The sequence below is a fragment of the Variovorax trehalosi genome (assembly GCF_051216415.1).
Taxonomy (GTDB): Bacteria; Pseudomonadota; Gammaproteobacteria; order Burkholderiales; family Burkholderiaceae_C; genus Variovorax.
In genome coordinates, this window is sequence record NZ_JBPJZG010000002.1 from 434,369 (window position 1) to 460,805 (window position 26,437).

The 26,437-nt window shown below is 65.4% G+C and carries 22 protein-coding genes; 15 read left to right on the forward strand and 7 right to left on the reverse strand.

Features of this window, described 5'->3' with window-relative positions; all coding sequences use genetic code 11:
* Window positions 1-3: 3 nt before the first annotated feature.
* From secD to ACSFA7_RS10065, 3 genes are all read right to left on the reverse strand, one after another.
* On the reverse strand, window positions 4-1,896 hold the full coding sequence (gene secD, locus ACSFA7_RS10055) for a protein translocase subunit SecD (protein ID WP_435499224.1): 1,893 nt from the start codon (window positions 1,894-1,896) through the stop codon (window positions 4-6).
* Window positions 1,897-1,975: 79 nt separating this feature from the next.
* On the reverse strand, window positions 1,976-2,308 hold the full coding sequence (gene yajC / locus ACSFA7_RS10060) for a preprotein translocase subunit YajC (RefSeq protein WP_013544185.1): 333 nt from the start codon (window positions 2,306-2,308) through the stop codon (window positions 1,976-1,978).
* A gap of 287 nt (window positions 2,309-2,595) precedes the next feature.
* Window positions 2,596-6,207: an indolepyruvate ferredoxin oxidoreductase family protein gene (locus tag ACSFA7_RS10065; protein WP_435499225.1), complete on the reverse strand. Its 3,612-nt coding sequence runs from the start codon at window positions 6,205-6,207 to the stop codon at window positions 2,596-2,598.
* A 180-nt stretch (window positions 6,208-6,387) separates the two neighbouring features.
* Here ACSFA7_RS10065 and ACSFA7_RS10070 point away from each other — a divergent pair, with 180 nt between their 5' ends.
* The 4 genes from ACSFA7_RS10070 (at window position 6,388) to ACSFA7_RS10085 (ending at window position 11,067) form a co-directional block, all read left to right on the forward strand.
* Entirely contained in the window at window positions 6,388-6,864 is a 477-nt protein-coding gene (locus tag ACSFA7_RS10070; protein ID WP_435499226.1) for an Lrp/AsnC family transcriptional regulator, read from the forward strand.
* Between the two features lie 160 nt (window positions 6,865-7,024).
* On the forward strand, window positions 7,025-9,451 hold the full coding sequence (locus ACSFA7_RS10075; protein WP_435499227.1) for a hypothetical protein: 2,427 nt from the start codon (window positions 7,025-7,027) through the stop codon (window positions 9,449-9,451).
* An 8-nt stretch (window positions 9,452-9,459) separates the two neighbouring features.
* Complete coding sequence (locus ACSFA7_RS10080) at window positions 9,460-10,182, forward strand: hypothetical protein (protein ID WP_435499228.1); 723 nt, start codon at window positions 9,460-9,462, stop codon at window positions 10,180-10,182.
* Between the two features lie 54 nt (window positions 10,183-10,236).
* On the forward strand, window positions 10,237-11,067 hold the full coding sequence (locus ACSFA7_RS10085; protein ID WP_435499229.1) for a hypothetical protein: 831 nt from the start codon (window positions 10,237-10,239) through the stop codon (window positions 11,065-11,067).
* Window positions 11,068-11,084: 17 nt separating this feature from the next.
* On the opposite strand, the gene ACSFA7_RS10090 is transcribed toward ACSFA7_RS10085, so the two are convergent.
* Window positions 11,085-12,761: a M28 family metallopeptidase gene (locus tag ACSFA7_RS10090; protein ID WP_435499230.1), complete on the reverse strand. Its 1,677-nt coding sequence runs from the start codon at window positions 12,759-12,761 to the stop codon at window positions 11,085-11,087.
* 195 nt (window positions 12,762-12,956) lie between these two features.
* Between ACSFA7_RS10090 and ACSFA7_RS10095 the strand changes: the two genes are divergently transcribed.
* The 11 genes from ACSFA7_RS10095 (at window position 12,957) to ACSFA7_RS10145 (ending at window position 23,845) form a co-directional block, all read left to right on the forward strand.
* A complete protein-coding gene (locus ACSFA7_RS10095) occupies window positions 12,957-13,715 on the forward strand; it encodes a basic amino acid ABC transporter substrate-binding protein (protein ID WP_435499231.1) in 759 nt (252 codons plus the stop codon).
* Window positions 13,716-13,799: 84 nt separating this feature from the next.
* The gene (locus ACSFA7_RS10100) at window positions 13,800-14,570 is read left to right on the forward strand and encodes an amino acid ABC transporter permease (RefSeq protein WP_435499232.1); all 771 of its coding nucleotides are present in this window, start codon (window positions 13,800-13,802) and stop codon (window positions 14,568-14,570) included.
* Between the two features lie 32 nt (window positions 14,571-14,602).
* The gene (locus ACSFA7_RS10105; RefSeq protein ID WP_435499233.1) at window positions 14,603-16,228 is read left to right on the forward strand and encodes an MFS transporter; all 1,626 of its coding nucleotides are present in this window, start codon (window positions 14,603-14,605) and stop codon (window positions 16,226-16,228) included.
* 146 nt (window positions 16,229-16,374) lie between these two features.
* Window positions 16,375-17,196, forward strand: a complete 822-nt coding sequence (locus ACSFA7_RS10110; protein ID WP_435499234.1) for a creatininase family protein — start codon at window positions 16,375-16,377, stop codon at window positions 17,194-17,196.
* Between the two features lie 13 nt (window positions 17,197-17,209).
* Window positions 17,210-18,010: an ABC transporter ATP-binding protein gene (locus ACSFA7_RS10115; protein ID WP_206176200.1), complete on the forward strand. Its 801-nt coding sequence runs from the start codon at window positions 17,210-17,212 to the stop codon at window positions 18,008-18,010.
* Entirely contained in the window at window positions 17,988-18,869 is an 882-nt protein-coding gene (locus tag ACSFA7_RS10120; protein ID WP_435499235.1) for an ABC transporter permease, read from the forward strand. The genes ACSFA7_RS10115 and ACSFA7_RS10120 overlap by 23 nt, the downstream gene beginning before the upstream one ends.
* 129 nt (window positions 18,870-18,998) lie before the next feature.
* Window positions 18,999-20,381, forward strand: coding sequence for an FAD-binding oxidoreductase (locus tag ACSFA7_RS10125; protein ID WP_435499236.1), 1,383 nt, complete (start codon window positions 18,999-19,001; stop codon window positions 20,379-20,381).
* Between the two features lie 56 nt (window positions 20,382-20,437).
* Window positions 20,438-21,466 (forward strand): ABC transporter substrate-binding protein, encoded by a 1,029-nt coding sequence (locus ACSFA7_RS10130; protein WP_435499237.1) that lies wholly within the window; start codon window positions 20,438-20,440, stop codon window positions 21,464-21,466.
* A gap of 143 nt (window positions 21,467-21,609) precedes the next feature.
* Window positions 21,610-22,200 (forward strand): NAD(P)H-dependent oxidoreductase, encoded by a 591-nt coding sequence (locus ACSFA7_RS10135; protein ID WP_435499238.1) that lies wholly within the window; start codon window positions 21,610-21,612, stop codon window positions 22,198-22,200.
* A 26-nt stretch (window positions 22,201-22,226) separates the two neighbouring features.
* Window positions 22,227-23,186 carry a PDR/VanB family oxidoreductase gene (locus ACSFA7_RS10140; RefSeq protein ID WP_435499239.1) on the forward strand — a complete coding sequence of 320 codons (960 nt, stop codon included), beginning with the start codon at window positions 22,227-22,229 and terminating at the stop codon, window positions 23,184-23,186.
* A 2-nt stretch (window positions 23,187-23,188) separates the two neighbouring features.
* Window positions 23,189-23,845 carry a TetR family transcriptional regulator C-terminal domain-containing protein gene (locus ACSFA7_RS10145; protein WP_435499240.1) on the forward strand — a complete coding sequence of 219 codons (657 nt, stop codon included), beginning with the start codon at window positions 23,189-23,191 and terminating at the stop codon, window positions 23,843-23,845.
* A gap of 116 nt (window positions 23,846-23,961) precedes the next feature.
* Here ACSFA7_RS10145 and ACSFA7_RS10150 read toward each other — a convergent pair whose 3' ends face one another.
* The 3 genes from ACSFA7_RS10150 to otnI are packed head-to-tail and all read right to left on the reverse strand — an operon-like array spanning window position 23,962 to window position 26,425.
* Window positions 23,962-24,417 (reverse strand): RidA family protein, encoded by a 456-nt coding sequence (locus ACSFA7_RS10150; RefSeq protein WP_306881201.1) that lies wholly within the window; start codon window positions 24,415-24,417, stop codon window positions 23,962-23,964.
* Window positions 24,414-25,610 carry an amidohydrolase family protein gene (locus ACSFA7_RS10155; RefSeq protein ID WP_435499241.1) on the reverse strand — a complete coding sequence of 399 codons (1,197 nt, stop codon included), beginning with the start codon at window positions 25,608-25,610 and terminating at the stop codon, window positions 24,414-24,416. Before ACSFA7_RS10155 ends, ACSFA7_RS10150 begins: the two co-directional genes overlap by 4 nt.
* Window positions 25,607-26,425 carry a 2-oxo-tetronate isomerase gene (gene otnI, locus ACSFA7_RS10160; RefSeq protein WP_435499242.1) on the reverse strand — a complete coding sequence of 273 codons (819 nt, stop codon included), beginning with the start codon at window positions 26,423-26,425 and terminating at the stop codon, window positions 25,607-25,609. The genes ACSFA7_RS10155 and otnI overlap by 4 nt, the downstream gene beginning before the upstream one ends.
* Between the last annotated feature and the right edge of the window lie 12 nt (window positions 26,426-26,437).

Consider the following 26,437-nt stretch of genomic DNA (forward strand, 5'->3'; position numbering starts at 1 on the left):
CTCTTATTTGGTTTCGGCCATGACCGCGGCATCGGTGCCATCGGTCTTTGGACGCCAGACCGTGCCGATCGACACGCTCTTGAGCTTCTTCTTCTGTCCGTACCAGAAGTTCACCAGACCGCGCGAGAAGAACACGGCCGAGAACATCGAGGTGACGATGCCGATGCAGTGCACCACCGCGAAGCCGCGCACCGGACCCGAGCCGAAGGCCAGCAGTGCGATGCCCGCGATCAGCGTGGTCACGTTGGAGTCAAGAATGGTGCCCCAGGCGCGCTCGTAGCCCGCATGGATCGCCGCCTGCGGCGACGCCCCGTTGCGCAACTCTTCGCGCACGCGCTCGTTGATCAGCACGTTGGAGTCGATGGCTACGCCGATGGCCAGCGCCATGGCGGCAATGCCGGGCAGCGTGAGCGTGGCCTGCAGGATCGAGAGAATCGCCACCAGCAGCATCAGGTTGACCGCCAGCGCGATCGACGAGAACACGCCGAACAGCGCGTAGTAGAGGCACATGAACACCATGATCGCGGCGAAGCCGTACATCACGCTGTCGAAGCCCTTCTTGATGTTCTCGGCGCCCTGCGTCGGGCCGATGGTGCGTTCCTGGATGATTTCCATCGGCGCGGCCAGCGAGCCGGCGCGCAGCAGCAGCGCGAGGTCGTTGGCTTCGGCCACGGTCATCGAGCCCGACACCTGGAAGCGGTTGCCCAGTTCGCCGTTGATCGACGGGGCGGTGAGCACTTCGCCCTTGCCCTTCTCGAAGATCAGCATGGCCATGCGCTTCTTGTAGTTCTCGATGCTGACCTGCCGCATGATGCTGCCGCCCTTCGAGTCCATGGTCAGGTCGACCTTGGGCTGGTTGGTCTGCTGTTCGAATCCGGGCTGCGCATCGGTGAGGTTCTCGCCGGTGACCAGCACCTGCTTCTTCACGATCACGGCGCGGCCGGAGCGGTCGAGGAACTTCTCGGAGCCGAACGGCACCGGCCCCGTGCCCTGTTCGGCGGCGCGGCCTTCGGCGCTTTCGTCCACCAGGCGCATCTCGAGCGTGGCGGTGCGGCCGATGATGGTCTTGGCCTGGGCCGGGTCCTGCATGCCGGGCAGCTGCACGACGATGCGGTCGATACCCTGCTGCTGGATCACCGGTTCGGCCACGCCGAGTTCGTTGATCCGGTTGTGCAGCGTGGTCACGTTCTGCTTGAGCGCCGCGTCCTGGAAGCGGCGCGCGGCTTCGGGCTTGATGCTCGCCACTATGCGCGACTCGGTGCCCTGCTGGCTCTCGACGGTGCTCAGGTCGGGCATCTGGTCCTGGATGAGGCGCCGGGCGATGTCGAGGCTGGCGGCATCGCGCAGCGTGATCTCGACGGTCTGGCCGTTGCGGTTCACCGCACTGCCGCGCACCTTCTTGTCGCGCAGCGCCGAGCGGATGTCGCCGGCGAAGGACTCGGCCTTCTTGTCCAGCACGCCGCGCATGTCCACCTGCAGCAGGAAGTCGACCCCGCCGCGCAGATCGAGCCCCAGATACATCGGGAAGGCATGCAGCGCCGTCAGCCAATGCGGCGAGCGCGACACGAGGTTCAGCGCCACCACATAGGAGGCTTCGTCTGCGTTCGGCACCAGGGCCTGCTGCAGCGCGTCGCGCGCCTTGATCTGGTCGTCGGTGGTGACGAAGCGCGCCCGCACGGCGGTCGGCTCGAGCGTCAGCAGGTCGGGCGCGAGGCCCGCCGCCTTGAGCACGCCTTCGACCCGGGCCTGCGTCGACGCATCGATCTTGACGGTGGACTTGGCCGCCGACACCTGCACCGCAGGCGACTCGCCGAAGAAATTGGGCAGGGCGTAAATGAGCCCCACGAGCAGCACGATCACGATGATCGTGTACTTCCAGACCGGGTAACGGTTCATGAGAAAGCGCTTTTCAAGAAACGGGACACGGCGTGAATTGGGGCCCTGCGCCGCAAAGCGCAAGGATCAGCTCACGCCTTTATTTGACGGCGCCCTTGGGCAGGACCTGCACCACGGCGCTGCGCTGGATCTTGATCTCGATGCCGTTGGCGATCTCGAGGCCGAGGTATTGGTCGCCCAGCGAGGTGATCTTGCCGAGCACGCCGCCGGCCGTTGCGACTTCGTCACCCTTGGCCAGGGCTTCGATCATGGCGCGGGCTTCCTTCTGGCGCTTCATTTGCGGGCGGATCATGACGAAATACAGCACCACGAACATCAGCACCAGGGGCAGCATGCTGCCGAGCGAGGACAACATGTCGCCGCCGCCGGCGGCTGCGGGCGCGGTCTGGGCGAAAGCAGAGGAAATGAACAAGAGAGTCTCCAGCAGAGGGAAGAGAAGAAAACGAGAGGAGCGCGGGCCGGGCCTGCCATTCCATCTCTGAGCGGTCACGGGAAAAACCGGCCGCAAATCAAAGCTCGGCGGGGCTTGGCCACCGCACAGCACCGGGCATTGTATTCGGGGCACGGCGCCGTTTTACCGGCTTATCCGGCGCGCTGGGGAGGGCTTTCCGGGTATCCGGCCCGGCCGTTCTTTGCTACGTTTTGAATAGCAAAGAGCGCCCGGCGGGCGCTCTTCGACGGCTGGAACGGCTTGAAAAATCAGGCCGCCGCGCGCTGCCCCTTCGGGTTGCGCCACTTGGCCATCAGCTCGCTCCAGCGGGTGCGGGCCGCCACGAGGTTGCGATCCTTCACATGCCCGTAGCCGCGGATCTGCTCGGGCAGGCTCGCGATCTCCAGCGCCAGCGCGTGGTTGTCGGCGCGCAGGGCGGCGATCACCTCGTCGATGCTCGCGCGGTACTCGGCGATCAGCGCGCGTTCGGTCCTGCGTTCTTCAGTGCGGCCGAAGATGTCGAGCGCCGTGCCGCGCAGGCCCTTGAGCTTTGCGAGGAAGCGGAAGCCCGTGAGCATCCAGGGGCCGAACTTCTGCTTCTGCAGCTGGCCCTTGGCGTTCTTCTTGGCAACGATCGGCGGGGCGAGGTGGTAGTTGAGCTTGTAGTCGCCTTCGAACATGCCTTCGACACGGTCGAGGAACGAACGGTCCGTGTGCAGGCGCGCCACTTCGTATTCGTCCTTGTACGCCATCAGCTTGAACAGGTAGCGCGCCACCGTTTCGGTGAGCGCCGTCTTGCCGACCAGCGACGATTCCGACTGCTGCACCTTGGCGACGAACTGCTTGTATTCCTCGGCGTAGGCAGCGTTCTGGTAGCCGGTCAGGAACTCGGCGCGGCGTGCCACCAGGCTCTCGACGGTCTCGCGCTTCTTGAACTCGATGACCTGGCCCGGGCGCACGCGCTTTTGCAACTCCTCGGGGCGAACCGCGGCCTGGCGGCCCCATTCGAACGCGGTCTTGTTGTTCTCGATGGCCACGGCGTTGAGCTCGATGGCGCGCATCAGCGACTCGTGCGCCAGCGGAATCCAACCCTTCTGCCAAGCGTAGCCCAGGATCATCGGATTGACGTAGATGCTGTCGCCCATCAGCGTGGTCGCGGCCGCATCGGCGTCGAAGGTGCCGATGCCGTCGATGCCCACGGCGCGCGCGATCTCGGCGGCACAGGCATCTTCGGGGTTCTGCCAGTTGGCGTTGCGCACGAAGGCGGCCGTCGGCGAGCTGTGGCTGTTGAGCGCCACGTGCGTGCGCCCTTCGCGCATGCGCGCCATGGTCTCGCCGTTGACCGTGACCAGCGGATCGCAGGCCAGGATCAGGTCGGCCGCCGCGGTGCCCACGCGCGTGGTGCGAATGTCGTCCTGCGTGTCGCCGATGAGCACGTGGCTCCAGGTGGCACCGCCCTTTTGCGCCAGGCCCGCCGCGTCCTGCGTGACGATGCCCTTGGCCTCGATGTGCGCGGCCATGCCGAGCAACTGGCCGATGGTGATGACGCCGGTGCCGCCGACGCCCGCCACCACCACGCCCCAGACCTTGCCGCCCGCCAGCGACGGAATCGCGGGCTCGGGCAAGAGGCCGAACTCGGCCGGCGTGGCGCCCTTGTTCTTGCTCTTCTTCTTGAGCTGGCCGCCCTCGACGGTCACGAAGCTCGGGCAGAAGCCCTTCAGGCAGCTCATGTCCTTGTTGCAGCTGCTCTGGTTGATGGTGCGCTTGCGGCCGAACTCGGTTTCCAGCGGCTCCACGGAGAGGCAGTTGCTCTGCACGCTGCAGTCGCCGCAGCCTTCGCAGACCAGCTCGTTGATGACCACGCGCTTGGCCGGATCGACGGCCGTGCCCCGCTTGCGGCGGCGGCGCTTCTCGGTCGCGCAGGTCTGGTCATAGATGATGGCCGTGGTGCCGGCCATCGCGCGGAACTCGCGCTGGATCTCGTCGAGCAGGTCGCGGTGCTTCACCTGCACGTGGTCGCCCGGAATCGAGACGCCCTCGTACTTCTCGGGCTCGTCGGTGACGATCACGACCTTCTTCGCACCCTCGGCATGCAGGCTCTCTGCAATCTGCAACACCGAATGGCCTTCGGGCCGTTCGCCGACCTGCTGGCCGCCGGTCATCGCGACCGCGTCGTTGTAGAGGATCTTGTAGGTGATGTTCACGCCGGCCGCGATGCTCTGGCGAATCGCGAGCAGGCCGCTGTGGAAATACGTGCCGTCGCCCAGGTTCGCGAAGATGTGCTGGTCGGTCGTGAAGGGCTGCTGGCCTACCCACGGCACGCCCTCGCCGCCCATCTGCGTGAAGCCGATGGTGGAGCGGTCCATCCAGGTCGCCATGAAGTGGCAGCCGATGCCGCCCATCGCGCGCGAACCTTCGGGCACCACGGTGCTGGTGTTGTGCGGGCAGCCCGAGCAGAACCACGGCTGGCGCGTGGCGTCGGCCACGCTGGTGGAGGCCTGCTGCACCACCATCGAACGCTCCTTGGCTTCGAGGATGGCGAGTTGCGCGTCGATGCGTGCGGTCATGTCGGCGCCGGCCGCGGCCAGCAGGCCGGTCTTCTTGAGGCGCAGCGCGATCGCCTTGGCGATCATCGCGGGGTTCAGGTCGGCGTTGGCGCGCAGCAGCGTGTGCGAGGTCGGATTCGGCACCGACCATTCACCGCCGGAGTAGCCCTCGGCCGCATGCACCTCGCCCTCGTCGAACTTGCCGACCACGTTGGGCCGCACGTCCGAGCGCCAGTTGTAGAGCTCTTCCTTGAGCTGGTATTCGATGACCTGGCGCTTTTCTTCGACCACCAGGATTTCCTGCAGGCCGGTGGCGAATTCGCGCGTGAGCTGTGCCTCCAGCGGCCACACCACGCCCACCTTGTGCAGGCGGATGCCGAGCTGGCGGCAGGCCGCGTCATCGAGCCCCAGGTCGAGCAGCGCCTGGCGCGTGTCGTTGAAGGCCTTGCCGCTGGCCATGATGCCGAAGCGATCGTTCGGGCCTTGAATCACGTTGTGGTTCAGGCGGTTGGCGCGGATGTAGGCGAGCGCGGCATACCACTTGTAGTGCATGAGCCGGGCTTCCTGCTCCAGCGCATGGTCGGGCCAGCGGATGTGCAGGCCGCCGGGCGGCATCTCGAAGTCCGTGGGGATGACGATCTCGACGCGCTCCGGATCGATCATCGCCGTGGCGCTCGACTCGACGATCTCCTGGATCGTCTTCATGCCCGACCACACGCCCGAGAAGCGGCTCAGCGCAAAGGCGTGGATGCCCAGGTCCAGGATTTCCTGCACGCTGGTCGGAAAGAACACCGGCGTGCCGCAGGCCTTGAAGATGTGATCGCTCTGGTGCGCGGCGGTGGAGCTCTTGGAGATGTGGTCGTCGCCGGCCACCGCGATCACGCCGCCGAATTCGGTGGTGCCCGCCATGTTGGCGTGCTTGAAGACATCGGAGCAGCGGTCCACGCCCGGGCCCTTGCCGTACCAGATGCCGAAGACGCCGTCGAACTTGTTGGTGCCAGCGGGCGAAAAGCCCAGTTGCTGCGTGCCCCACAACGCGGTGGCCGCGAGTTCTTCGTTCACGCCCGGCTGGAAGACGATGTTCTGTTCCTTCAGGAACTTGCTGGCCTTCCACAGCGCCTGGTCGTAGCCGCCGAGCGGGGAGCCGCGGTAGCCGCTGATGAAGCCGGCGGTGTTCTTGCCGGCCTGCTTGTCGCGCAGTTGCTGAAGCATGGGCAGCTTCACGAGGGCCTGGACGCCGCTCATGAAGGCGCGCCCATAGTCGAGGGAGTATTTGTCGTCGAGCGTGACGGTTTCTAGCGCGCGGCGAATGTGCTCGGGCAGCGGGGCGTTCATGTTGTCTGTCTCCGTATTGGCAGGGCCTTGTGGGCCTGGCTGGATTGGCTGTGGGTCTGTGCCCGGTAGGGCGCGAGCCCATGATCACGCAAAGTGTATGCCGGGGTCCGCGACAGGTGTTTGCGTTCTTTGCCCCGAAAAACGCGCTTCCAGAAAGAATCTTGCTTAACATCGACATCCATGGAAAGCATTGACAAGTTCGACCTCGCAATCCTGCAAGAACTGCAGGCCGACGGCCGCCTCACGAACGCCGAGCTTGCGCAGCGCGTCGGGCTCTCGGCGGCGCCCTGCTGGCGGCGGGTGCGGGCGCTGGAGGAGGCGGGTTTCATCAAGGGCTACCGCGCCGAGATCGACCGCCACAAGATCGGGCTGGGCGTGCTCGCTTTCGTGCGCGTGGACACCGAGCGCGTCACCAACGAAGCCACGCGCAAGCTGGAAGACGCGATCCGCAAGATGCCCGAGGTGGTGGCCTGCCACTACATCAGCGGCACCGGCACCTTCGAGCTGCAGGTGGTGGCGCAGGACCTGAACGGTTTTTCGACCTTCGCGCGGCAGCACCTGATGAACCTGCCGAACGTGAAGGACCTGCACACGAGCTTCTCGCTGGGCGAGGTGAAGGCGAGCAGCGCGTTGCCGCTGGGGCACCTGGCGAAGTAGCGGCGCAGCCTCGGTCCAGCCCATGACTTTTGCCCGCTCCGCGCGGGTTTTGTGCGAGCCCTGCATGCAGGGGTGACCATTGTTGGCATTGCGAAATCGGTGAGCCGACAAGACTGTGGAGACCCGGCCGGGACAGGCCCGGCCTTCCACTTTCTTCTTCATGGTTCGCATGATCCTCAGCCCACTCTTTCTGCCTGCGCGGTCCTCGCAATCCGAAGCGGCCTGGCTCGACGCCGCGATGGCGCAGCCGACCTCCCGGCTCTCGAGCACCAATGCCCCCGAGGGCTCGTTTCCCCTCAGCCTCCGGCTGGCCTGGCACAACGGCATCCACATCCAGGCGCCGCAGGCGGCGGGCGCGTACCTGCCGGTGCGCGCCATCGCCGACGGGACCGTCGTCTTCGTGCATCCGCCGACTGCGCCCAACAACGACATCAACCATGCGCTGAACTACAACCCTTTCCACGGCGGGACGCCCAGCGCGGCCTGGACCAGCGATGGCTTCGTCGTCATGGAGCACAAGGGCGAGATTGGGGCGGCGGGCGCGATGGCCACCGAGTTCGCCTACTACAGCGCCTGCATGCACCTGGGCAGCCTTGCCAACCACGCAAGGGCGCGGCGACCGCTGAAGGCCGGGGACTTCGTCTACCGCAAGGAAGCACTGGGCACGCCGGGACAGATCTACGGTCACGACGGGCAGATTCATTTCGAGATCTGCTGCGACGAGGCGAACCTCGAGAAACTCACCACCCGCAAGCGGGACTGGGCCGATCCGCTGGCGCCCCAGCCACCGACGGCCAACGGTCGTACCGACGCCCTTTTCGGAAGCCTTTACATCTACCTGCCTGCGGGCACGCCGACGCGCGCGAGCCAGCCGACCAGCCACCTGCGTTCGGCAACCCACACGGGCGGCGCAGCGAGCGCCGCCACGGACCATTTCCTGCCCGACACCTTGCACGCCACGCAGTGGGTGCAGATCACTTATGAGCACGGCAGCGCGATCCTGAGCAGCTGCGACAGGCTGGGCGCGCCGATTGGCCAGCCGCGCAACGACAGCCGCTACGACTACATCTCCACCGCAGCCCGCCCCGGCGCTTCGCAGAGCTTCGAATACGACCTGTCCGCCGTTGCCAATGACCGACACGGCTCCCTGGACGCCGCCACCCAGGCCACGAGCAGCCCGAGCGGCTGGTACGAGCTCCTGCGCTTCGGCCGCAACCTGGGACCCGACGCGCTACCCGCCAACGCGGCCCACTGGCGAAAGGTCGCCACCCCGGAGGGTGTGCTCTGGGTCGATCTCAATGCGCCCGGCACCTTCAAGTTCAGCGATGCCGATTTCCTTGCGATCGCGGGCTGGAACTGCTTCGACGACGACCCGACCCAGACCGACCAGCGTTGCGATTCGCTGCGCATGAAGACGCTGATCCGCGATCCGGACAGAACCAACGAGCGGCGCATGGAGCGGGCGCAACTGGCGCGGCGATTGGGAGAACCCGAGGTGCGCCACAAGCTGCGCCGTGCGATCTGCAAGTTTCCGAGCGAGTGGGACCAGAAGGATGTCGAGAAACGGTACGGCTGGCTGGAGACGGAGGATTTCAAGTCAACGGACGATGACGCGACGGGGGCGCAGAAGTGGGAGCGGTTTGTGACGCACGCGAAGGCGGTCACGTTTCTGGAATTACCGGAGGCTTTTCTGAAGGCTGATTGGCGGTTTCATCCGAGGGAATTCGTGGGGTATCTGAGGAAATGTGGGTGGTTGAGTCGCGAGGAGATGAGGCAAATTTATGAGCGCCCATCTGACGAGCCCCCAGTATTTCCCGCGATAGAAAAATATCAATTGGCTTTCAATCGAATGACACAAAAATATCTTCTGAATACTCAAAAAAGGCTACCCCATATTCTTGGCCAAGGTGCAACCGAATCGAATTTTCTACGAACGATGCAAGAGACGGCCATGATTGGCATCGCCGTCAACGGCGAAGTGCATGGAAATTCTGGCATCGACCGTCAGTCGGCAGTTGACGAAAGCCGATTTGGACATTGGTGGGGCTTGAATCCAAATGAACGAGTCGATTGGTACGGGTCGAAAAAATACAATAGCAAAGGTGGGTTGATTTCTAGCTCCTATAACTGGCGGATGGGAAATCTCGGAGATCCGGACGCGCAAAAATTTCGCGGAAGAGGATTCAAACAATTGACGGGCAGAGACAACTATGTTCAGTATTGGGTCTATCGAGGATGGCTGGCCACTTCCAGTTTTGACAAACATTGGTGGAGCGACCCACAGTACATGGCTAAAAATGCCAGGGGGATGCGCAAAACTCCGGGAATTGTCGATAACCCTGAAATCGTTGGCGCCCAGCCCTATAACTGTATGGATGCTGGAGGCTGGTACATGGTTTTTCAGCGTTCCGCTGTTATTCGAGAAATCGACAGCGATTTGGATCATCTGGCTATCAGCATTCACGATCAGTCTCAGGAGACCCGGACATCCAAGGCGGTTACGCGTGCCATCAATGGGGGTGAAATAGGCTGGAACAAGCGTTTGGAAAACACCAGGACTGCCAAGAAAATTCTTCTCGACGACTGAAAGCCAAGATGATTAAAAAAATCGCTCTCGCCATCCTGCTTTTCCCGGCACTCTCAATATGCTTTTCACAAGAAATTTCGGCATTAAAGACCAGCAATCAAACCTTGATTCTCAAAAAAAGAGGCGAGTCGCTGAACTGCACAAGCAAAACATCGTTCGAAAGCTTCCGGTACTCAGGCGATCATCGCTTTTTGCTTTTTGATTATTTTGATGAACAGCTAAAAGCGCCCTTTTTTCTGGGATTCGTTAAGCTATCGGATGCGTATGATCGATGCAGCAAGAATGCCAAAATAAAAATCACGCGTGAGCCAGCAGGCAACAACATCCTGGACATCAGTGAAGCAGGGAACATTTATCTGACTTATCAAGAAGATATGTACGGCATCGGCGGTAGTGCATTGCACCCTCGAACATACGTCGCAGTCAAAAGCTTGAACACGTCAAAGGAAATACTCTTCCCTTTCAGTGTCAAAAAACGAGATTCCGAGCGATTGATAATGAAAAAATTGGAGCTTATCGGCGGCCCAAATATTATTGACATAACGAAAATCCCGGATAAGGTCCACATAATTTCCAAGGATGGAAAATACATCGTGCCCCTTGGAGCTTCATGCAGCGTGGAAAATTTCCACATGGGTATTTGGAACGTTGAAACGAGAAAGGAAATTTCGGCAAAAGAAATCGACGATCTGATCCGAAAAGGCGTTCGGTGCAAGGACATGTTCGGCTGACCTCTCTTCGCGGTATGCGAGCATCCCCTCCCCAACACAAGAAGAGGGAGCCGCATGAATCTCGACCCCAGCCGCCGCGCACTGGGCCATCTGCAACAAGTCCGCCTGCTCACCGACGCCGAACACGCGGCCGCCACCAACGATCCGGAGTTGCCCAACGCCCTGTTTCGCACACCGGCCGAAGCCCTCGCCTGGGTCATCGCTCGCGAGCTCATTCCGCAAGCGCAACTTGCCGACCTCCCCGCCCGCGCCGCCGCGGGCCAGGAGAACGAAGCCCAGGCCATCGTTTCCGGAGCCACCGACCTCATCAGCGGCGAACTCCCCCTGCCGCCCTGGGCGCAGCTCCACATCCGCCTGCTGGACCGCCGCGTGCACGACGGCGTCAGCGCCAACGCGCTCGACCAGTTGCTGGCCCTGCAGTTGATCGACGCGACGCAGCACGCGCACAGCCTCTCGATGCTCCCCACCCACGAGGAAGCCTGGGCCGCACCCGACTCGCTGCCCGCCACGCTCGCCTGGACGGTGCTCCGGTCGGGCGCGCTGAGTGAGGACGAATTGAAGGCGCTCGCCGGCCGCACGGCGCATGAGGACATCGTCGCGGACGCGATTGCCCGCGTGTCCGGCGCGCGGACGGAGATGCGAACGACGAAGACCACGACGACGTTCTCCGTCGATTCGATGGACTTCACCACCTCGTCGTCTTCGTCGACGTCTTCCTTGCCGTCCATGCCGTTCCCGGTGCCACCGTCTTCCGGCTCACAGACGCGGACGTTCACCTGGACATCGTCCTCGGCTTCAGGGCCGGCCCCGAGCGGCTGGAAGAAAAAGATAGTCGGCGTCGTCGTGGTCGCGCTGATTGCGCTCTACCTCCTCTTCGGTCGCTGAAGCGGAAAGAAGCCGGATCAGCGCCGCTCGCCGCGGCTCGCCTCGCGCGTCGCGCGGAACTCCGACCCTTGTCCCCATTCGGGCCAACGCTTGCTGTTCGCCAGCGTCTCGCCCACGCGATAAAGCAGCGGCAGATCGTGCGCCATGCCGGTGAAGGACCAGTCGGCGCGCCATTCGTCGGCGGGCTGGTGGTAGCGCTCGGCGGTGTAGGCCTTGGCGGACGCTTCGCCGGCGGCGAGGCCGCCCTCCACCCAATCGTTGCCTGAAGCGAACGACAGTGCCGGCACGCCGCGCTTGGCGAACGAGAAGTGATCGGAGCGGAAGAAATAGCCGGCCTCGGGATGCGGGTCCGGCGCGTAGGCGAGGCCGAAGCCCTTGGCCTGCTCGACCAGCAGGTCCTGCAGCTGTGACACGGCACTGCCCGAGGTGCTGAAGTTGCGCGCCGGGCCTTCGGGGCTCAACGCGTCCATGTTGATCACGGCCACGGTCTTCGCCAGCGGATACAGCGGCTTGGCGCCATAGAACTCGGAGCCCAGCAGGCCGCGCTCCTCGGCGGTCACGGCCAGGAAGACGACGGAACGCTCGGGCTTCTTCGGCGCGCTGGCGAAGGCACGGCCCATCTCGATGAGCGCAGCAAGGCCGGTGCCGTTGTCCACCGCGCCGTTGTAGATCCTGTCGCCCTTGGCATCGGGCGCGCCCACGCCCAGGTGGTCCCAGTGGGCGCTGTAGATCACCGTCTCGCCGGGGCGCCGGCGCCCCTCGACGCGGCCGACCACGTTCTTCGAAACGATCACCTGCCGGTCGATCGCGTACTCGGCCGTGAGGCTCGCGTCCTTCAGCACCTGGGGCTGGAACTCGCGCGTCTGCGCGAGCTTCTTCTGCGCCTCGAAGTCCAGGCCCGCGCGGCGCAGCAGCTCGACCGCCACGTCGCGCTGGATCCAGGCTTCCAGCTTCGGATGCACGGCTGCGGGCTGGTCGCGCTCGATATCGAGCATGGTCGCGGTGTTGGAGTTCTTCACCGTGGCCCAGCCGTAGGCGGCGGGCGCGGTCTCGTGCACGATCAGCACGCCCAGGGCGCCGCGGCGCGCGGCCTCCTCGAACTTGTAGGTCCAGCGGCCGTAATAGGTCATGGCCTTGCCGCCGAAGTCGCCGCTGCCGGTTTCGAAATCGGGGTCGTTCACCAGCACGACGGCGATCTTGCCCTTGAGGTCCACGCCCTTGTAGTCGTCCCAGCGCCGCTCGGGCGCGCTCACGCCGTAGCCCACGAAGACCAGCGGCGCCTGCTGGATGGAGACCGCGGTCGAGCCGTCGAGCGCGGCGCGCACCGCGATCTGCTCGCCCTGCACCAACGCATCGCGCTGCGTACCCACCTGGAGCGCGAACTGCGGCGTGCCGCGGAATTCGGTCTTCACCAGCGGCACCGACTGCGTCCAGCCGCGCTTGCCGCCTTCGAGGTCGCCGCCGGGCACGAGGCCCGCGGCCTTGAACTGGGCGACGAGGTAGTCGACCGTCTTGGCCTCCGCCGGCGTGGCGGGTGCACGGCCTTCGAAGTCGTCGCCCGAGATGGTCTTCACGATCTGCGACAGGCGCTGCGGATCGAAGCGCGGCGCCGGGTCGGCGGCCAGCGCACCTGTGGCGCTCCATGCAAGGCCAACGCCGCAAACAAGACGAGAAAGGGCACGCCGCTGGATCATGCAAGGCTCCTGAATGGGGATGCTCCGGATGCTAGTCAGCCAGCGGCCGTCACCGACGTATGCCCCCGGCCTCTCCCGGAGAACCTTAGTTGGCCTGCACAGCCAGACAAGCGAACCAAAGGGGCATCCGATAGCGCCAGCCTAAAATCCTCGCCCACCACCTGCCGCCTTCCGCGGATCGAAGAGGACCCTCGAATGAACCCCATCCGCCGCGCCCTGACCCTGGGCCTCGCAGCCGCCACGCTCGCCTTCGGCGCCCAGGCCCAGAACCGCGAACTCACCGTCGCCTCCAGCGCCACCTACGCCCCCTTCGCCTTCGAGAACAAGGACAAGCAGATCGTCGGCTTCGACATCGACATCATCAACGCCATCGCCAAGCAGCAGGGCCTGAAGATCAAGGTCGTCAACACGCCGTTCACCGGCATCTTCGGCGCGCTGAACAACGGCGACGTCGACCTGGTGATCTCGGGCGTGACCATCAACGACAAGCGCAAGCAGAGCTACGACTTCACGCCGCCCTACTTCGCGGCCCGCCAGCTGATCGCGCTCCCGAAGAACAGCACGGTCGCTTCGCTGAAAGACCTGGCCGGCAAGAAGATCGCGGTGGTGAGCGCCTCCACCGCCGACGACATCGCCTCGCGCGAGTTCGGCAAGACCAGCCCCAACATCCGCCGCTTCGAGAGCACGCCGCTCATCATTTCCGAGCTGGCCGGCGGCGGCGTGGATGCGGCCATGGGCGACAACGGCGTCATTGCCTACCGCGTGGCGCAGCATGCCGACCTGAAGACGCTGGACGACAAATCGTTTCCCGAAGAGGGCTTCGGCATCGTGGTGAAGAAGGGCGACAAGGCGCTGCTGGACAAGCTCAGCGCGGGCTTGGCGGCCATTCGCGCGGACGGCAGCTACGTCACGATCTACAAGAAGTGGTTCAACAAGGACCCGAACGTGCGCTGAGCCGCACGGCACCTGTGACCCGATCACGGCCGCCCTCGAAGCGGCCGTTTGTTTTTTCAGAGTGATGACGCGAAGGCGATGAATATGGAACAACCGATCCTGCTGTTTGGATGGTTCCGCTGGGACATCCTGGTCGAATACAAGGACCTGTTCTGGCAAGGCGCGTGGATGACGCTGCGCATGACGGTGGTGTGCGTGCTGCTGGGTTCGAGCTGGGGCCTGTGCCTCGCGCTCGCGCGCCTGGCGCAGCCGCGCCAGGCGCCGTGGACCTGGGTCGCGCGCTTCTTCTTGCGCTGGCCGGCCACGGTGTACGTGAGCTTCTTCCGGGGCACGCCGCTGTTCGTGCAGATCCTCTTGATCCACTTCGCGGTGATGCCGGTGTTCATCCATCCGACGAGTGGCATCCTGATCGACGGCGAACTCGCGCGCACCTTGAAGCAGGAGCACGGTGCGCTCATCTCGGGCGTGGTGGCGCTCACGCTCAACTCGGCGGCGTACATCTCGGAGGTGTTCCGCGCGGGCATCCAGTCGATCTCGCGCGGGCAGTTCGATGCGGGGCGCTCGATCGGTTTCTCGCCCGCGCAGGTGATGCGCTACGTGGTGCTGCCGCAGGCCTTCCGCCGCATGCTGCCGCCGCTGGGCAACAACGCGATCGCGCTCTTGAAAGATACGTCGCTGGTCTCCGCCATCGGCCTCGCGGAGCTGGCCTATGCGGCGCGCACCGTGGCCGGCGCGTATGCACGCTACTGGGAGCCGTACCTCGCGATCTCGGTCATCTACTGGGTGATGACGCTGGTGCTGACCACGATGCTGCGCAGGCTCGAACACCGCCTCGCACGCAGCGATCGCGGTTGAAGCAAAAAAACCGCGCGCCACAATAGCGCCACATGCCACCCATAACGACCGAAGAGACACCCCTTCCGCCCACGCGGCCGCAACCCTCGAAGTTCGCGGCCCTCGAGCCCCTGAAGCTCCCCGTGTTCCGCATGCTGTGGAGCACCTGGCTCATCGCCAACATCTGCATGTGGATGAACGATGTGGCCGCGGCGTGGATGATGACCTCGCTGACCACCTCGCCGATCTGGGTCGCGCTGGTGCAGTCGGCCTCCACGCTGCCCGTCTTCCTGCTGGGCCTTCCGAGCGGCGCACTGGCCGACATCCTCGACCGCCGGCGCTGGCTGGTGGCCACGCAGTTCTGGCTGGCCGGCACGGCCATCGTGCTGTGCGCGGCGCTGGCGCTCGATGTGATGACCGCGCCGCTGCTGCTCGCGCTCACCTTCGCCAACGGCATCGGCCTCGCGCTGCGCTGGCCAGTGTTCTCGGCCATCGTGCCCGAGCTGGTGCCGCGCCCGCAGCTGCCGGCGGCGCTGGGCCTGAACGGCATCGCGATGAACGCCTCGCGCATCATCGGCCCGCTCACGGCCGGCATGCTGATCGCGAGCGCGGGGACCATCTGGGTGTTCGCGCTCAACGCGGTGCTGTCGGTGGCCTCGGGCTTCGTGGTGCTGCGCTGGCGGCGCGAGCACACGCCCAATCCGCTGGGCCGCGAGAAGCTCATCAGCGCGATGCGCGTGGGCGTGCAGTTCGTGCGGCAGTCGCAGCGCATGCGTGCGGTGCTCACGCGCATCTCGATCTTCTTCTTTCACTCGACGGCGCTGCTCGCATTGCTGCCGCTGCTCGCGCGCAACCTGAAAGGTGGCGATGCGGGCACCTTCACGCTGCTGCTGGCCGCGATGGGCATGGGCGCGATCATCGCGGTGCTGTTCCTGCCGCGGCTGCGCCAGGCGCTCGGGCGCGACCAGCTGGTGCTGCGCGGCACGCTGCTGCAGTCGGGCGCCACGGCGGTGATGGCCTTCGCGCCCAACGCGTGGGTGGCGGTGCCGGCGATGTTCTTCGGCGGCATGGCGTGGATCACGGTGGCCAATTCGCTCTCGGTGTCGGCGCAGCTCGCGCTGCCCGACTGGGTCCGGGCGCGCGGCATGTCGATGTACCAGATGGCCATCATGGGCGCGAGCGCGATCGGCGCGGCCATCTGGGGCCAGGTGGCAACCATGACGGCACTGAACCTGAGCCTCGCGGTGGCCGCCGTGAGCGGCACGCTGCTGATGCTTCTGGCCCTGCGCTTCGTGACCGACGTGACCGGCGAGGACGACACCAGCCCTGCCGAAGCCGGCTGGGCCGCCGGCCCGCCGGCCGAGGCACCGCAGGAAGAAGGCCGCGTGGTGATCACGGTCGAATACCTGATCGAGCCGGCGCGCGCCGCGGCCTTCCACATCGTCATGCAACAGACGCGCCGCGCGCGCCTGAGCCAGGGCGCCATCGGCTGGGAGCTGCTGCACGACATTGCGCAGCCCAGCCGCTACGTGGAGCAGATCGTCGACGAGTCGTGGACCGACCACCTGCGCCGATTCAACCGCGCGACGGCCAGCGACATGGCGCTGCGGGAGCGGCGGCTGGCGTTTCACATCGGCGAGACGCAGCCGGTGGTCACGCGGTACATCGTGCGGCGCTGAGGGCGCCTGGATTCATCCAGGTCGTCTGATTTGCCGCTCGGGCAGACCGATTGCCTCAGATGTGCGGGTAAGTGCTGAGCCACTTTTTTTGACCGATCGGATGATTTAGGCCATCATCGCGCCGTCTCGTCACGAGGTATGCCCCGATGAATCCGCCCAAACTGCGCAGCCGCTTCTGGTCCGACCTGACCAGCGAAGAGTTCTCCCGCCTCGACCGCGAACGGCTCATCGCCGTGCTGCCGGTGGGCGCCACCGAGCAGCACGGCCCGCATCTGCCGATGTCGACCGACACCGCCACCATCGACGGCATGGTGCGCGCCACGCTCCCGCACCTGCCCGACGATCTGCCGGTGCTCTTTCTCCCCACCGTGCCCTACGGCAAGAGCAACGAGCATTCGCGCTACCCGGGCACGCTCACCGTGTCGGCCAACACGCTGATCTCGCTGTGGAAGGACATCGGCGCCTGCGTCGCCAAGGCCGGCGTGCGCAAGCTGGTGCTCTACAACAGCCATGGCGGCCAGATGAGCGTGATGGACATCGTGGCACGCGACCTGCGCGAGGAGCACGACATGATGGTCGTCGCCGCCAACTGGTACACGCTGGGCCTGCCCGAGGGCCTGTTCACCGCGCACGAGGGCAAGCACGGCATCCACGCGGGCGATCTCGAAAGCTCGGTGATGCTGCACCTCACGCCCGACTACGTGCGCCGCGACCAGTTCCAGAACTTCAGCTCGATGACCGAGCAACTGGCCGCCGAGAACAAGTTCCTCTCGATCACGCCCAGCGGCAAGCTCGGCTGGCAGATGCACGACATCAACCCCTCGGGCGCGGCCGGCGATGCCACGCGCGCCACGGCCGAGAAAGGCGCGGCGGTGCTCGACCATGTGGGCCGGCGCTTCGTCGAATTGCTGCATGAGGTGGACCGCTTTCCCCTGTCTCGCCTCGCCAACGAACCCGCCTGGCGCTAGGCTCGCGCACACCATGGAAAGCACCACGCCATCCACCCCGCCGCTGGTCAGCCTGCGCCACGTCAGCAAGCGTTTCGCCAACGGCACGCTCGCGCTGCAAGGCATGACGCTCGACATTGGCGAGCATGACTTCATCAGCTTCCTTGGCCCCTCGGGCTGCGGCAAGAGCACGGCGCTCCGACTCATCGCGGGCCTCACCCGGCTCAGTTCGGGCGAGATGCACTGGTCCGGCGCCAACACCGGCAAGACACAGAGCGACCGCGACCTGGGCTTCGTGTTCCAGGAACCCACGCTCATGCCCTGGGCCAAGGTGTTCGACAACGTGTGGCTGCCGCTCAAGCTGGCCGGCCAGAGCCGCGATGCGGCCGCGCCAGTCGTGCAGCAGGTGCTGGAGATGGTCGGCCTCTCGCGCTTTGCCGACGTGTACCCGCGCGAACTCTCGGGCGGCATGAAGATGCGGGTGTCGATCGCGCGTGCGCTGGTCACGCACCCGCGCCTCCTGCTGATGGACGAGCCCTTCGCCGCGCTGGATGAAATGACGCGCATCAAGCTCAACAACGACCTGCTCGCGATCTGGCGCGAGCACCGCTTCTCGGTGGTGTTCGTCACGCACAGCGTGTACGAATCGGTGTATCTGTCGAACCGCATCGTGGTGATGGCCGCGCGCCCGGGCCGCGTGATCGACGAGATCCGCATCGACGAGCCCTATCCGCGCGGCGAAGAGTTCCGCACATCGAGCCGCTACAACGCGCACTGCACCGCAGTGTCGCAATCCCTGCACGGAGCCCTGCATGGCGTCGACATCGATCACTGAACCCGTGGCCCTCGCGGAGGTGGACACGGCACCGTCCGAAGCCTCGCTGCGCGCACACGAAGACAGGCTGCGCCGACGCGAATCGCTGCTGCGCATCGTCGTGCCCGCGGCCATCGTCGTGCTGCTGCTGCTCATCTGGGAATGGACGGTGCGCGCCAACAACATTCCGCACTACATCCTGCCCGCGCCCTCGCTGATCCTGAAGACGCTGTTCGACAACTGGGACACGCTCTCCAGTGCGCTGTGGTTCACGGTGAAGCTCACGCTGCTCGCACTGCTGGCGGCCATCGTCGGCGGCGTGCTGCTGGCGATCGCGTTCGCGCTCTTCAAGTGGGTGGAGATCGGCCTGTTCCCGATCGCGGTGATCCTGCAGGTGACGCCGATCATCGCGATCGCGCCGCTGATCCTGATCTACGTGTCGAGCACCACCGCGGCGCTCTTGCTGTGCGCGTGGATCGTGGCGTTCTTCCCGATCCTGTCGAACACCGTCATCGGCCTCAAGAGCGCCGACAGCAACCTGCGCGACCTGTTCCAGCTCTACAAGGCCTCGCCCTGGCAGACCTTCCGCTACCTGCTCGCGCCGAGTGCGCTGCCGTACTTCATGGCGGGGCTGAAGATCGCTGGCGGGCTGAGCCTGATCGGCGCGGTGGTGGCGGAGTTCACCGCGGGCACGGCGGGCAAGGAAACGGGGTTGGCCTCGCGCATCCTCGAATCAAGCTTCCGTACCGAGATCCCGATGATGTTCGCGGCGCTGTTGCTGGTGTCGTTGCTGGGCATCGTGATCTTCATCGTGTTCGCCGCGTTGTCGCGCATGGTGCTCGGCCACTGGCACGAGAGCGAGATGCGTCGTGAAAGGTAATTGGCTCGCCCCCAGGCTGCGCGCACTTCGTGTCGCTTCTCCAACCCCCTACCGGGGGCAACACCTGCGGCCCGGCAAAGCCGGTTCCGCGGTGTTCGCTCGAAAAGAGTTCCTCTGGACAGAGCCCCGATGAATTCCGAACGCCCTTTCCCCACAGGCATCGACTGGGACGCCGTGCGCGAAGACCTGCGCGGGCTCAACCTCGTTACCGCGCCGAGCCAACGCAAGCAGCTTTCCAAAGACTTCTACTGGTACAGCCCCATCCTCACCGAGCAGCTCGCCGGCTGCGTGGCCGACCTCGTGGTGAAGGTCAGCACCGAGGACGACGTGCGGCAGGCGGCAGCGGTCGCGGCGAAGTGGAAGCTGCCGCTCACCGTGCGCGCAGGCGGCACCGGCAACTACGGCCAGTGCGTGCCGCTCGAAGGCGGCATCGTGCTCGACGTGACGCAGATGTGCCGCGTGCTCGACATCCAGGACGGCCGCATGCGCGTGGAAGCCGGCGCGCGCATGCACGACATCGACCTCGCCGCGCGCGAGACCGGGCAGGCACTGCGCATGTGGCCCTCGACCTGGCATGTGGCCAGCATCGGCGGCTTCATCGCGGGCGGCTTCGGCGGTATCGGGTCGTTTCGCCACGGCATCCTGCGCGACCCCGGCAACCTGCTGCGCGCGCGCGTGATGACGGTGGAGCGCGAGCCGCGCGTCATCGAATTGCAGGGTGACGAGATACAGCAGGTGCACCACGCGTACGGCACCAACGGTGTGATCCTCGACGTCGAGGTCGCCCTGAGTCCGACCGTCGAATGGGTGCACTGCACGGTGCTCTTCGAGACGTACCGTGGCGCGCTCGACTTCGGCATCGCTGCGCAGGCGCCGACGCTCGACATCTTTTTGCTGTCCACGGTCGAGGCTCGCTTCTCGCCCTACTACACGGCGATGCGCGACCGCTTTCCGATCGACCGGCATGCGGTGTTCACCATGGTCTCGCCCGAGTCGATGGCCGAGTTCCGCGCGCTGGCCGATGCGCAGGGCGGCACGATCTCCGTCGCAGGCACCGAGGCCGAGCTACTCGCCGACGGCCTGCCGCCGGCCTACGAGTGCGCGTTCAACCACACGACGCTACAGGCGCTCAAAGCCGACCGTGGCTGGACCTATCTGCAGGTCGCCTATGCGCAGCCCTTCGATCCTTCGGTGGTCGAGCGCCACCTGCAGATCTTTGGCGACGACGTGCTCCAACACCAGGACTTCGCGCGCGCCAACGGCGAGTGCGGCACCTTCGGCATCCTGCTCGTGCGCTGGAAGGGCGAGGCGCACCAGTACGAGGTGATCCGCGAGATCGAGTCGCAGGGCGGATGCCAGATTTTCAACCCGCATGTCTTCACCATCGAAGACGGCGGCATGAAGACCATCGACACGCAGCAGATCGAGTTCAAGAAGCGCAGCGACCCGATGGGTTTGATGAACCCCGGAAAAACACGCGGCTGGCACCCCGACATGGCCGTCGAGCGCTGAAAAGATTTAGTCTCCGCATCCCGTACTTTCCAAAACCTCCACAGGAGTCCGTCCCCATGCGCATCCCCGCTTTCCGCACCCGCCCGCTGGCCCTCGCCCTGGCATTGACCGCCGCCGCCTTCGCCGCGCAGGCGCAGGAAAAAGTGGTGTTCGCCACCAACTGGAAGGCGCAGGCCGGCCACGGCGGCTTCTACCAGGCGCTGGTGGACGGCACCTACAAGAAGTACGGCCTCGATGTGGACATCCAGCAGGGCGGCCCGATGGTCAACAACCGGCCGATGCTGCCGGCCGGCAAGGTCGATTTCCTCATGACCGGCAACCTGCTGCAGTCCTTCGACAACGTGAAGAACGGCGTGCCCACCGTGGTGGTCGCGGCCTTCTTCCAGAAGGACCCGCAGGCCATGTTTGCGCACCCGGGCCAGGGCTTCGACACCTTCAAGGACATGACCAAGGCGCCCGTGGCCTTCATCGGCAAGGACGGTCAGTTCAGCTTCTGGCAGTGGATGAAGTCCGAGCACGGCTTCAAGGATTCGCAGCTCAAGCCCTACACCTTCAACGTCGGTCCGTTCCTGGCGGACAAGAAGTCCATCCAGCAGGGCTATGCGATTTCGGAGCCCCTGTCGATCAAGGCGCAGGCCGGCTTCGATCCGGTGGTGCAGCTCCTGGCCGACAACGGTTTCTCGACCTACTCGACCACCATCGAGACGCGTGCCGACCTCATCAAGACAAAGCCCGAGACGGTGCGCAAGTTCGTCGAGGCCTCGATCATCGGCTGGAACAACTACCTCTATGGCGACAACAAGGCCGCCAACGAGATGATCGCCAAGATCAACCCCGACTCGCCCGTGGCCGCCTCGCAAGGCTCCATCGAACTGATGAAGAAGATGGGCATCGTGGACAGCGGCGAATCGCTCACCAAGGGCATCGGCGCGATGGACGAGGCCCGCGTGAAGGACTTCTACGACAAGATGGTCAAGGCCGGTCTCTACAAGACGGGCGAGGTCGATCTCTCGAAGGTCGTGACCACGCAGTTCGTGAACAAGGGTGTCGGTGTCGACGTTCGCAAGAAGCTCACCGGCAAGTAATCCGCAGCTAAAGTTTTTCCCGTGGGTCGCGCGGGGCTTGCGCCGGGGTCAGATGCCGGCGCCTGGGTTGCCATAAGGCACCGCGCGGCCTTGATCCCTTGGGCTCTGACCCCGTCTCGCCGACAGGCGAACCGGCCCTCCACATGAAAACGCTCGTCGTCCACTGCCATCCGAACCCTGACAGCTTCAACCACGCGCTCTACCGCACCGCGCTCGAAGCGCTCGAACACCGGCATACCGTCCGGGCCATCGACCTCTACGCCGAGGGCTTCGATCCGACGCTCACCCGCGAAGAGCGCATCGCCTACATCGACAACCCCGACCTCATCCGCGAACGTGTGAAACCACATGTCGAAGCGCTGCTGTGGGCCGAGCACCTGGTGTTCGTGTTCCCCATCTGGTTCTACGGGCCGCCGTCCATGCTCAAGGGCTGGCTGGAGCGGGTCTGGCTCCCGGGCGTGGCCTTCCTGCCGGCCGAGCGCAAGGGCCAGCTCACGAAGTCGGGCATGCGCCACATCCGGCGGCTCACGGTGGTGACCACGGGCGGCTCGCCGCGCTGGTTCCTGAAAGTGATCGGCGACCCCTGCCGGCGACTTTTCACGCGGGGGCTCCGCGCGCTGTTCGCATGGCGCTGCAAGGTGACGTGGCTGCAGCTGCACGACATGAACGCCGTCACCGAGCGCGACCGCACGCATTTCATCGAGCGCGTTTCGCGCAAGCTGCAGAACATCTAGAGAGCCGAGAGAGAAAGACAACCACCATGAGCCTCGAACGCACGCTGACCGTCCGCGTCGAACGCATCTCGCGCGAGACGCCGGAGATTCTGGCCTTCGAGCTGGCGCATCCGTGGGGGCGCGCACTGCCGGGGTACGAGGCCGGGGCGCACATCGATGTGCACATGCCGGGCGGGTTCTCGCGGCAGTACTCGCTCGCACGGGCTCCGTCGAACGCGCCGTCTTATGTGATCGGCGTGAAGCGCGAGCTTGCGAGCCGTGGCGGATCGGCCTCGATGCACGAGCGCGTGCGCGAGGGCGACCTGATCGCGATCAGCACGCCGCGCAACACCTTTCCGCTGCGCGAAGAAGCCAGGCATCACCTGTTGATGGCCGGCGGCATCGGCATGACGCCGCTGCTCGCGATGGCGCAGGCGCTCGCGGCGCGCGGTGCGTCGTTCACGCTGTGCGTGTTCGCGCGCAGCGAAGAGCACCTGGCATTTGCCGATGCGCTGCGAGACCCTGCGCTCGCACCCCATCTGCGGCTTCACCTCGACCAGGGCGATGCATCGCAACGCATCGACCTGCAAGCGCTGCTGGCCGAGCGCGCGCCGGACACGCACCTCTACGTCTGCGGCCCCGGCGGCTTCATGAAGGCGGTGCGCGATGCGGCTGCACATTGGCCCGAAGACGCGCTGCACACCGAGTACTTCGCCGCGCCGACCGATGCCAACACCACCACCGGCCTGCCCTTCACGCTGAAGCTCGCGCAGCGCGGCATCACGGTGCCGGTCGCGGCCGACCAGACGGCTGTCGATGCGCTGCATGAAGTGGGCATCGACATTCCCGTGTCGTGCCAGCAGGGCCTGTGCGGCACCTGCGTGGTCGACGGCGACGGCGAAGGCGCGGAGCACCGCGACTTCTGCCTCACGGGCACCGAGCGGCGCAGCAAGGTGGCGCTGTGCTGCTCGCGCGCCAAGGGCCTCGAACTGGTGCTGCAGCTGTGAGCATGGAAGAGAAAGAAATCGAGAGCGAAAGCGAAGCCCCGGCCACGCGCGGCCGGTCGCGCAAGTACACGCAGGTGCTCGGCGTCATCTACCAGGCAGCCATCGAGGTGTTTGCGAGCGAGGGCCTGGCCGGCGCAACGACGCAGGCCATCGCCGACAAGGCCGGGCTCTCGAAGGCGCAGCTGCACTACTACATCGACAGCAAGGAAGCGCTCTACCGGCTGGTGCTGCAGGACATCCTGAACGACTGGATCGTGGTGTTCGGCTTCAGCGACGAGGCCTTCGGCCCGCGCAAGGTGCTCAGCGACCTGATCCATCGCAAGATGGTGTTCTCGTTCCAGCACCCGCTGCGCTCGCGCATCTTCACCGCCGAGATGATGCGCGGCGCGCCGGTGCTCAACACGATGATGGACACGAGCAAGGCGCGCACCGACCAGGCCGCCGCCGTGATCCAGAACTGGATGAACCAGGGCCTGATGGACAAGGCCGACCCGATGCTGGTGCTGTTCCACATCTGGGCGGTGACGCAGTTTTATGCGGACCATGCGACGCAGGCCGCGTACTTCCGCAACACCGCGCAGGACGGCGACGACAAGGACCGGCGCTACCTGATCGAGCAGGTGACGGATTTCCTGCTCAAGGGCGCAGGCGTCAAGTAAGTCCCGCTACGGCTTCTTCGCGAAACACCGCGGGACCGGCTTTGCCGGACCGCAGGTGTTGCCCCCGGTAGGGGGAAGGAGAAGCGACACGAAGTGCGCGAAGCCTGGGGGCGAGCTTATTTCGGCAGGTACATCGTCGCTTCCACCTCGACCAGCACCTCATCGCCCGGCAGGAAGCGCGACACCTCGACCACCGTGCTCACCGGCGGCTCGCCCGGATAGAAGAGCCCGCGCACGCGGTTGTAGAACGCGTAGTGCGGCAGGTGGCGGAAGTACTGCACCAGCTTGACCACATCGTCCATCGTGCCGCCATGCTCGGCCGCGATCTGGCGGATGCGCTCCAGCACGAACCAGCTCTGCGCGACGATGGCCGCCTCGAACACATCGACCGACATCTGGCCCGTGGCGTAGCCCACGCCCTGCAATGCGGTGCGGGCTTCCTCGGGGATGTCGTCATAACCCGCGACGGCGCGGCGCTTGGCCGGATCGACCGCGACCACGCCGCTCATGAAGACGAAATCGCCGACGCGTTTGGCGGCGGCGTAGTTGGCCATTGGCTTGCCCATGCTCATTGTGTTTTCTCCAGAATTCGACCGCTGCGGATCACCGTGCGCTGCCGCCCGCTCGGGCCGATGAACTCATGCTCGTCGGTCGCCGCGAGCAGCACCAGGTCCGCGGGGCAGCCCGGTGCGATGCGACCGTCCCACGCGAGGCCGAGCGCCTTCGCGGGGCTGACGGTGATCGCATCGAGCCAATCGCTCGCGGGCGCGAGGTGCGCCATCTGCACGCCGAGGCCGAAGGTCTCCACGAGGTCGTAACTGCCGTAAGGATAGAAGGCGTCCTGCACATTGTCCGTGGCCAGGCTCGCACGCAAGCCCCGTGCCGCCGCCTCGTGGATGCGCGTGATGCCGCGCGGCACGGGCGTACGGTCCCACGCGCCTTGCAGGTAGAGGTTGGTGGTCGGCAACGCGACGATGTGGATTCCGGCACCGGCGCAGAGCGCGAGCGTTTCGTTGGCGACGGCGTCGTCCTGCATCGAGAGCGAGCAGCAGTGGCCGCAGACGACGCCCTGCTTGAAATCGCGCGCACGCACCAACTGGGCGATGCTGCGCAGGCCCGTGGCTTCGGCATCGAGCCCTTCGTCGACATGGAAGTCGAGGCCGAGGCCGTGCTGCTGCGCGAGATCGAACACCCGGCCCAGCTTGTGGACGATGCCTTCGTTGCGGTAGACGAATGCACCGAGCACGCCGCCCGCACGCTTCACTTCAGCGGCGATGCGTTCGCCGGCTGCGAGGTCCGAGAACACGTCGAGCGGGGTAAGCGAGACGAACTGCAGTTCGATGCGGCCGCGCCATTCCTCACGCAGTGCTTCGAACACGGCCAGCGCAGCCGGCGCCTCGGGCTGCACCCAGTCGATGTGCGTGCGCAGCGCGCGCGTACCCGATTGCCATGCGTCGTGCAGCGCGCGCTCCATGCGCGGGCGCAGTGTTTCGGCGGTCCAGCCGGCGCGGTGCTTCTCCATGCGCTCGATGGCCGCGAAGAGGTTGCCCTCTGCCGCGCCCACTTCCTGCACCGTGTAGTTCTTGTCGATGTGCGCGTGCGCTTCGACCAACGCGCTCAGCAGCGTGCCGCGCGCCGGCGTCTGCGAGGCGCTGGGCACGATGGCCGCGACCTTGTCGCCATCGAGCGTGACGTCGAAGACCTGCGCGTCGGCCGCCGCGAAGCCACGCAGCGGTGCCGGAATGCGCAGGGCCTCCAGCTTCATGCGCGTTGCTGCAGTGCGCGCAGCCAGCCCAGGCCCGCGGAAGTGCCGCCGGGCTCCGAGCCGCGCTTCGGTCGATACTCGCAACCGACCCAGCCTTGCCAGCCGCTCTGCTTCGAGACCTCGTCGATCACATCGAACAGGTAGGCGTAGTTCTGCTCACCGATATCTGGCTCGTGGCGCTCGGGCACGCCGGCGATCTGCAGATGGCCGACGCGGCCGGTGGGCAGGTACTTGCGGATCTTCATCGCCACGTCGCCTTCGACGATCTGGCAGTGGTACAGGTCCATCTGCACCTTGAGGTTCGGTGCGCCGACGGTCTCGACGATCTCGTGTGCATCGTCCTGCCGATTCAGGAAGAAGCCGGGGATGTCGCGCGTGTTGATCGGCTCGATCAGCACGTCCCGGCCGGCCTTCGCGGCCTCTTCTGCCGCAAAGCGCAGGTTGTCGAGGTACACGGGCCGCACGGCATCGCGCTGCAGGTCTTGCGGCACGAGGCCGGCCATGACGTGGATGCGCGGGCAGTCGAGCGCCACGGCGTAGTCGATGGCTTTCGCGATGCCTTCGCGGAACTCGGCGTCGCGGCCTGGCAGGCACGCGAGGCCGCGCTCGCCGCCGTCCCAGTTGCCGGGCGGGCCGTTGAAGAGCACCTGCTGCAGGCCGTTGTGCTTCAGGCGCGCGACGATGTCTTCTTTCGAGAAGGCATAGGGAAAGAGGTACTCGACGGCCTTGAAGCCGTCTTTGGCGGCGGCGTCAAAGCGGTCGAGGAAGTCGAGCTCCGGATAGAGCATCGAGAGGTTGGCTGCGAATTGGGGCATGGGTTGTTTCTA

Excerpts from the sequence above, each read along its gene's own strand:
- ACSFA7_RS10075 (WP_435499227.1), top strand. The coding sequence starts at position 7,025 with ATGGTTCGCATGATCCTCAGCCCACTCTTTCTGCCTGCGCGGTCCTCG.
- ACSFA7_RS10145 (WP_435499240.1), top strand. The coding sequence starts at position 23,189 with ATGGAAGAGAAAGAAATCGAGAGCGAAAGCGAAGCCCCGGCCACGCGC.
- ACSFA7_RS10130 (WP_435499237.1), top strand. The coding sequence starts at position 20,438 with ATGCGCATCCCCGCTTTCCGCACCCGCCCGCTGGCCCTCGCCCTGGCA.
- secD (WP_435499224.1), bottom strand. The coding sequence starts at position 1,896 with ATGAACCGTTACCCGGTCTGGAAGTACACGATCATCGTGATCGTGCTG.
- ACSFA7_RS10140 (WP_435499239.1), top strand. The coding sequence starts at position 22,227 with ATGAGCCTCGAACGCACGCTGACCGTCCGCGTCGAACGCATCTCGCGC.
- ACSFA7_RS10120 (WP_435499235.1), top strand. The coding sequence starts at position 17,988 with ATGGCGTCGACATCGATCACTGAACCCGTGGCCCTCGCGGAGGTGGAC.
- ACSFA7_RS10110 (WP_435499234.1), top strand. The coding sequence starts at position 16,375 with ATGAATCCGCCCAAACTGCGCAGCCGCTTCTGGTCCGACCTGACCAGC.
- ACSFA7_RS10125 (WP_435499236.1), top strand. The coding sequence starts at position 18,999 with ATGAATTCCGAACGCCCTTTCCCCACAGGCATCGACTGGGACGCCGTG.
- ACSFA7_RS10100 (WP_435499232.1), top strand. The coding sequence starts at position 13,800 with ATGGAACAACCGATCCTGCTGTTTGGATGGTTCCGCTGGGACATCCTG.
- ACSFA7_RS10080 (WP_435499228.1), top strand. The coding sequence starts at position 9,460 with ATGATTAAAAAAATCGCTCTCGCCATCCTGCTTTTCCCGGCACTCTCA.
- otnI (WP_435499242.1), bottom strand. The coding sequence starts at position 26,425 with ATGCCCCAATTCGCAGCCAACCTCTCGATGCTCTATCCGGAGCTCGAC.
- ACSFA7_RS10155 (WP_435499241.1), bottom strand. The coding sequence starts at position 25,610 with ATGAAGCTGGAGGCCCTGCGCATTCCGGCACCGCTGCGTGGCTTCGCG.
- ACSFA7_RS10085 (WP_435499229.1), top strand. The coding sequence starts at position 10,237 with ATGAATCTCGACCCCAGCCGCCGCGCACTGGGCCATCTGCAACAAGTC.
- ACSFA7_RS10115 (WP_206176200.1), top strand. The coding sequence starts at position 17,210 with ATGGAAAGCACCACGCCATCCACCCCGCCGCTGGTCAGCCTGCGCCAC.
- ACSFA7_RS10065 (WP_435499225.1), bottom strand. The coding sequence starts at position 6,207 with ATGAACGCCCCGCTGCCCGAGCACATTCGCCGCGCGCTAGAAACCGTC.
- ACSFA7_RS10070 (WP_435499226.1), top strand. The coding sequence starts at position 6,388 with ATGGAAAGCATTGACAAGTTCGACCTCGCAATCCTGCAAGAACTGCAG.
- ACSFA7_RS10150 (WP_306881201.1), bottom strand. The coding sequence starts at position 24,417 with ATGAGCATGGGCAAGCCAATGGCCAACTACGCCGCCGCCAAACGCGTC.
- ACSFA7_RS10135 (WP_435499238.1), top strand. The coding sequence starts at position 21,610 with ATGAAAACGCTCGTCGTCCACTGCCATCCGAACCCTGACAGCTTCAAC.
- ACSFA7_RS10095 (WP_435499231.1), top strand. The coding sequence starts at position 12,957 with ATGAACCCCATCCGCCGCGCCCTGACCCTGGGCCTCGCAGCCGCCACG.
- ACSFA7_RS10090 (WP_435499230.1), bottom strand. The coding sequence starts at position 12,761 with ATGATCCAGCGGCGTGCCCTTTCTCGTCTTGTTTGCGGCGTTGGCCTT.
- ACSFA7_RS10105 (WP_435499233.1), top strand. The coding sequence starts at position 14,603 with ATGCCACCCATAACGACCGAAGAGACACCCCTTCCGCCCACGCGGCCG.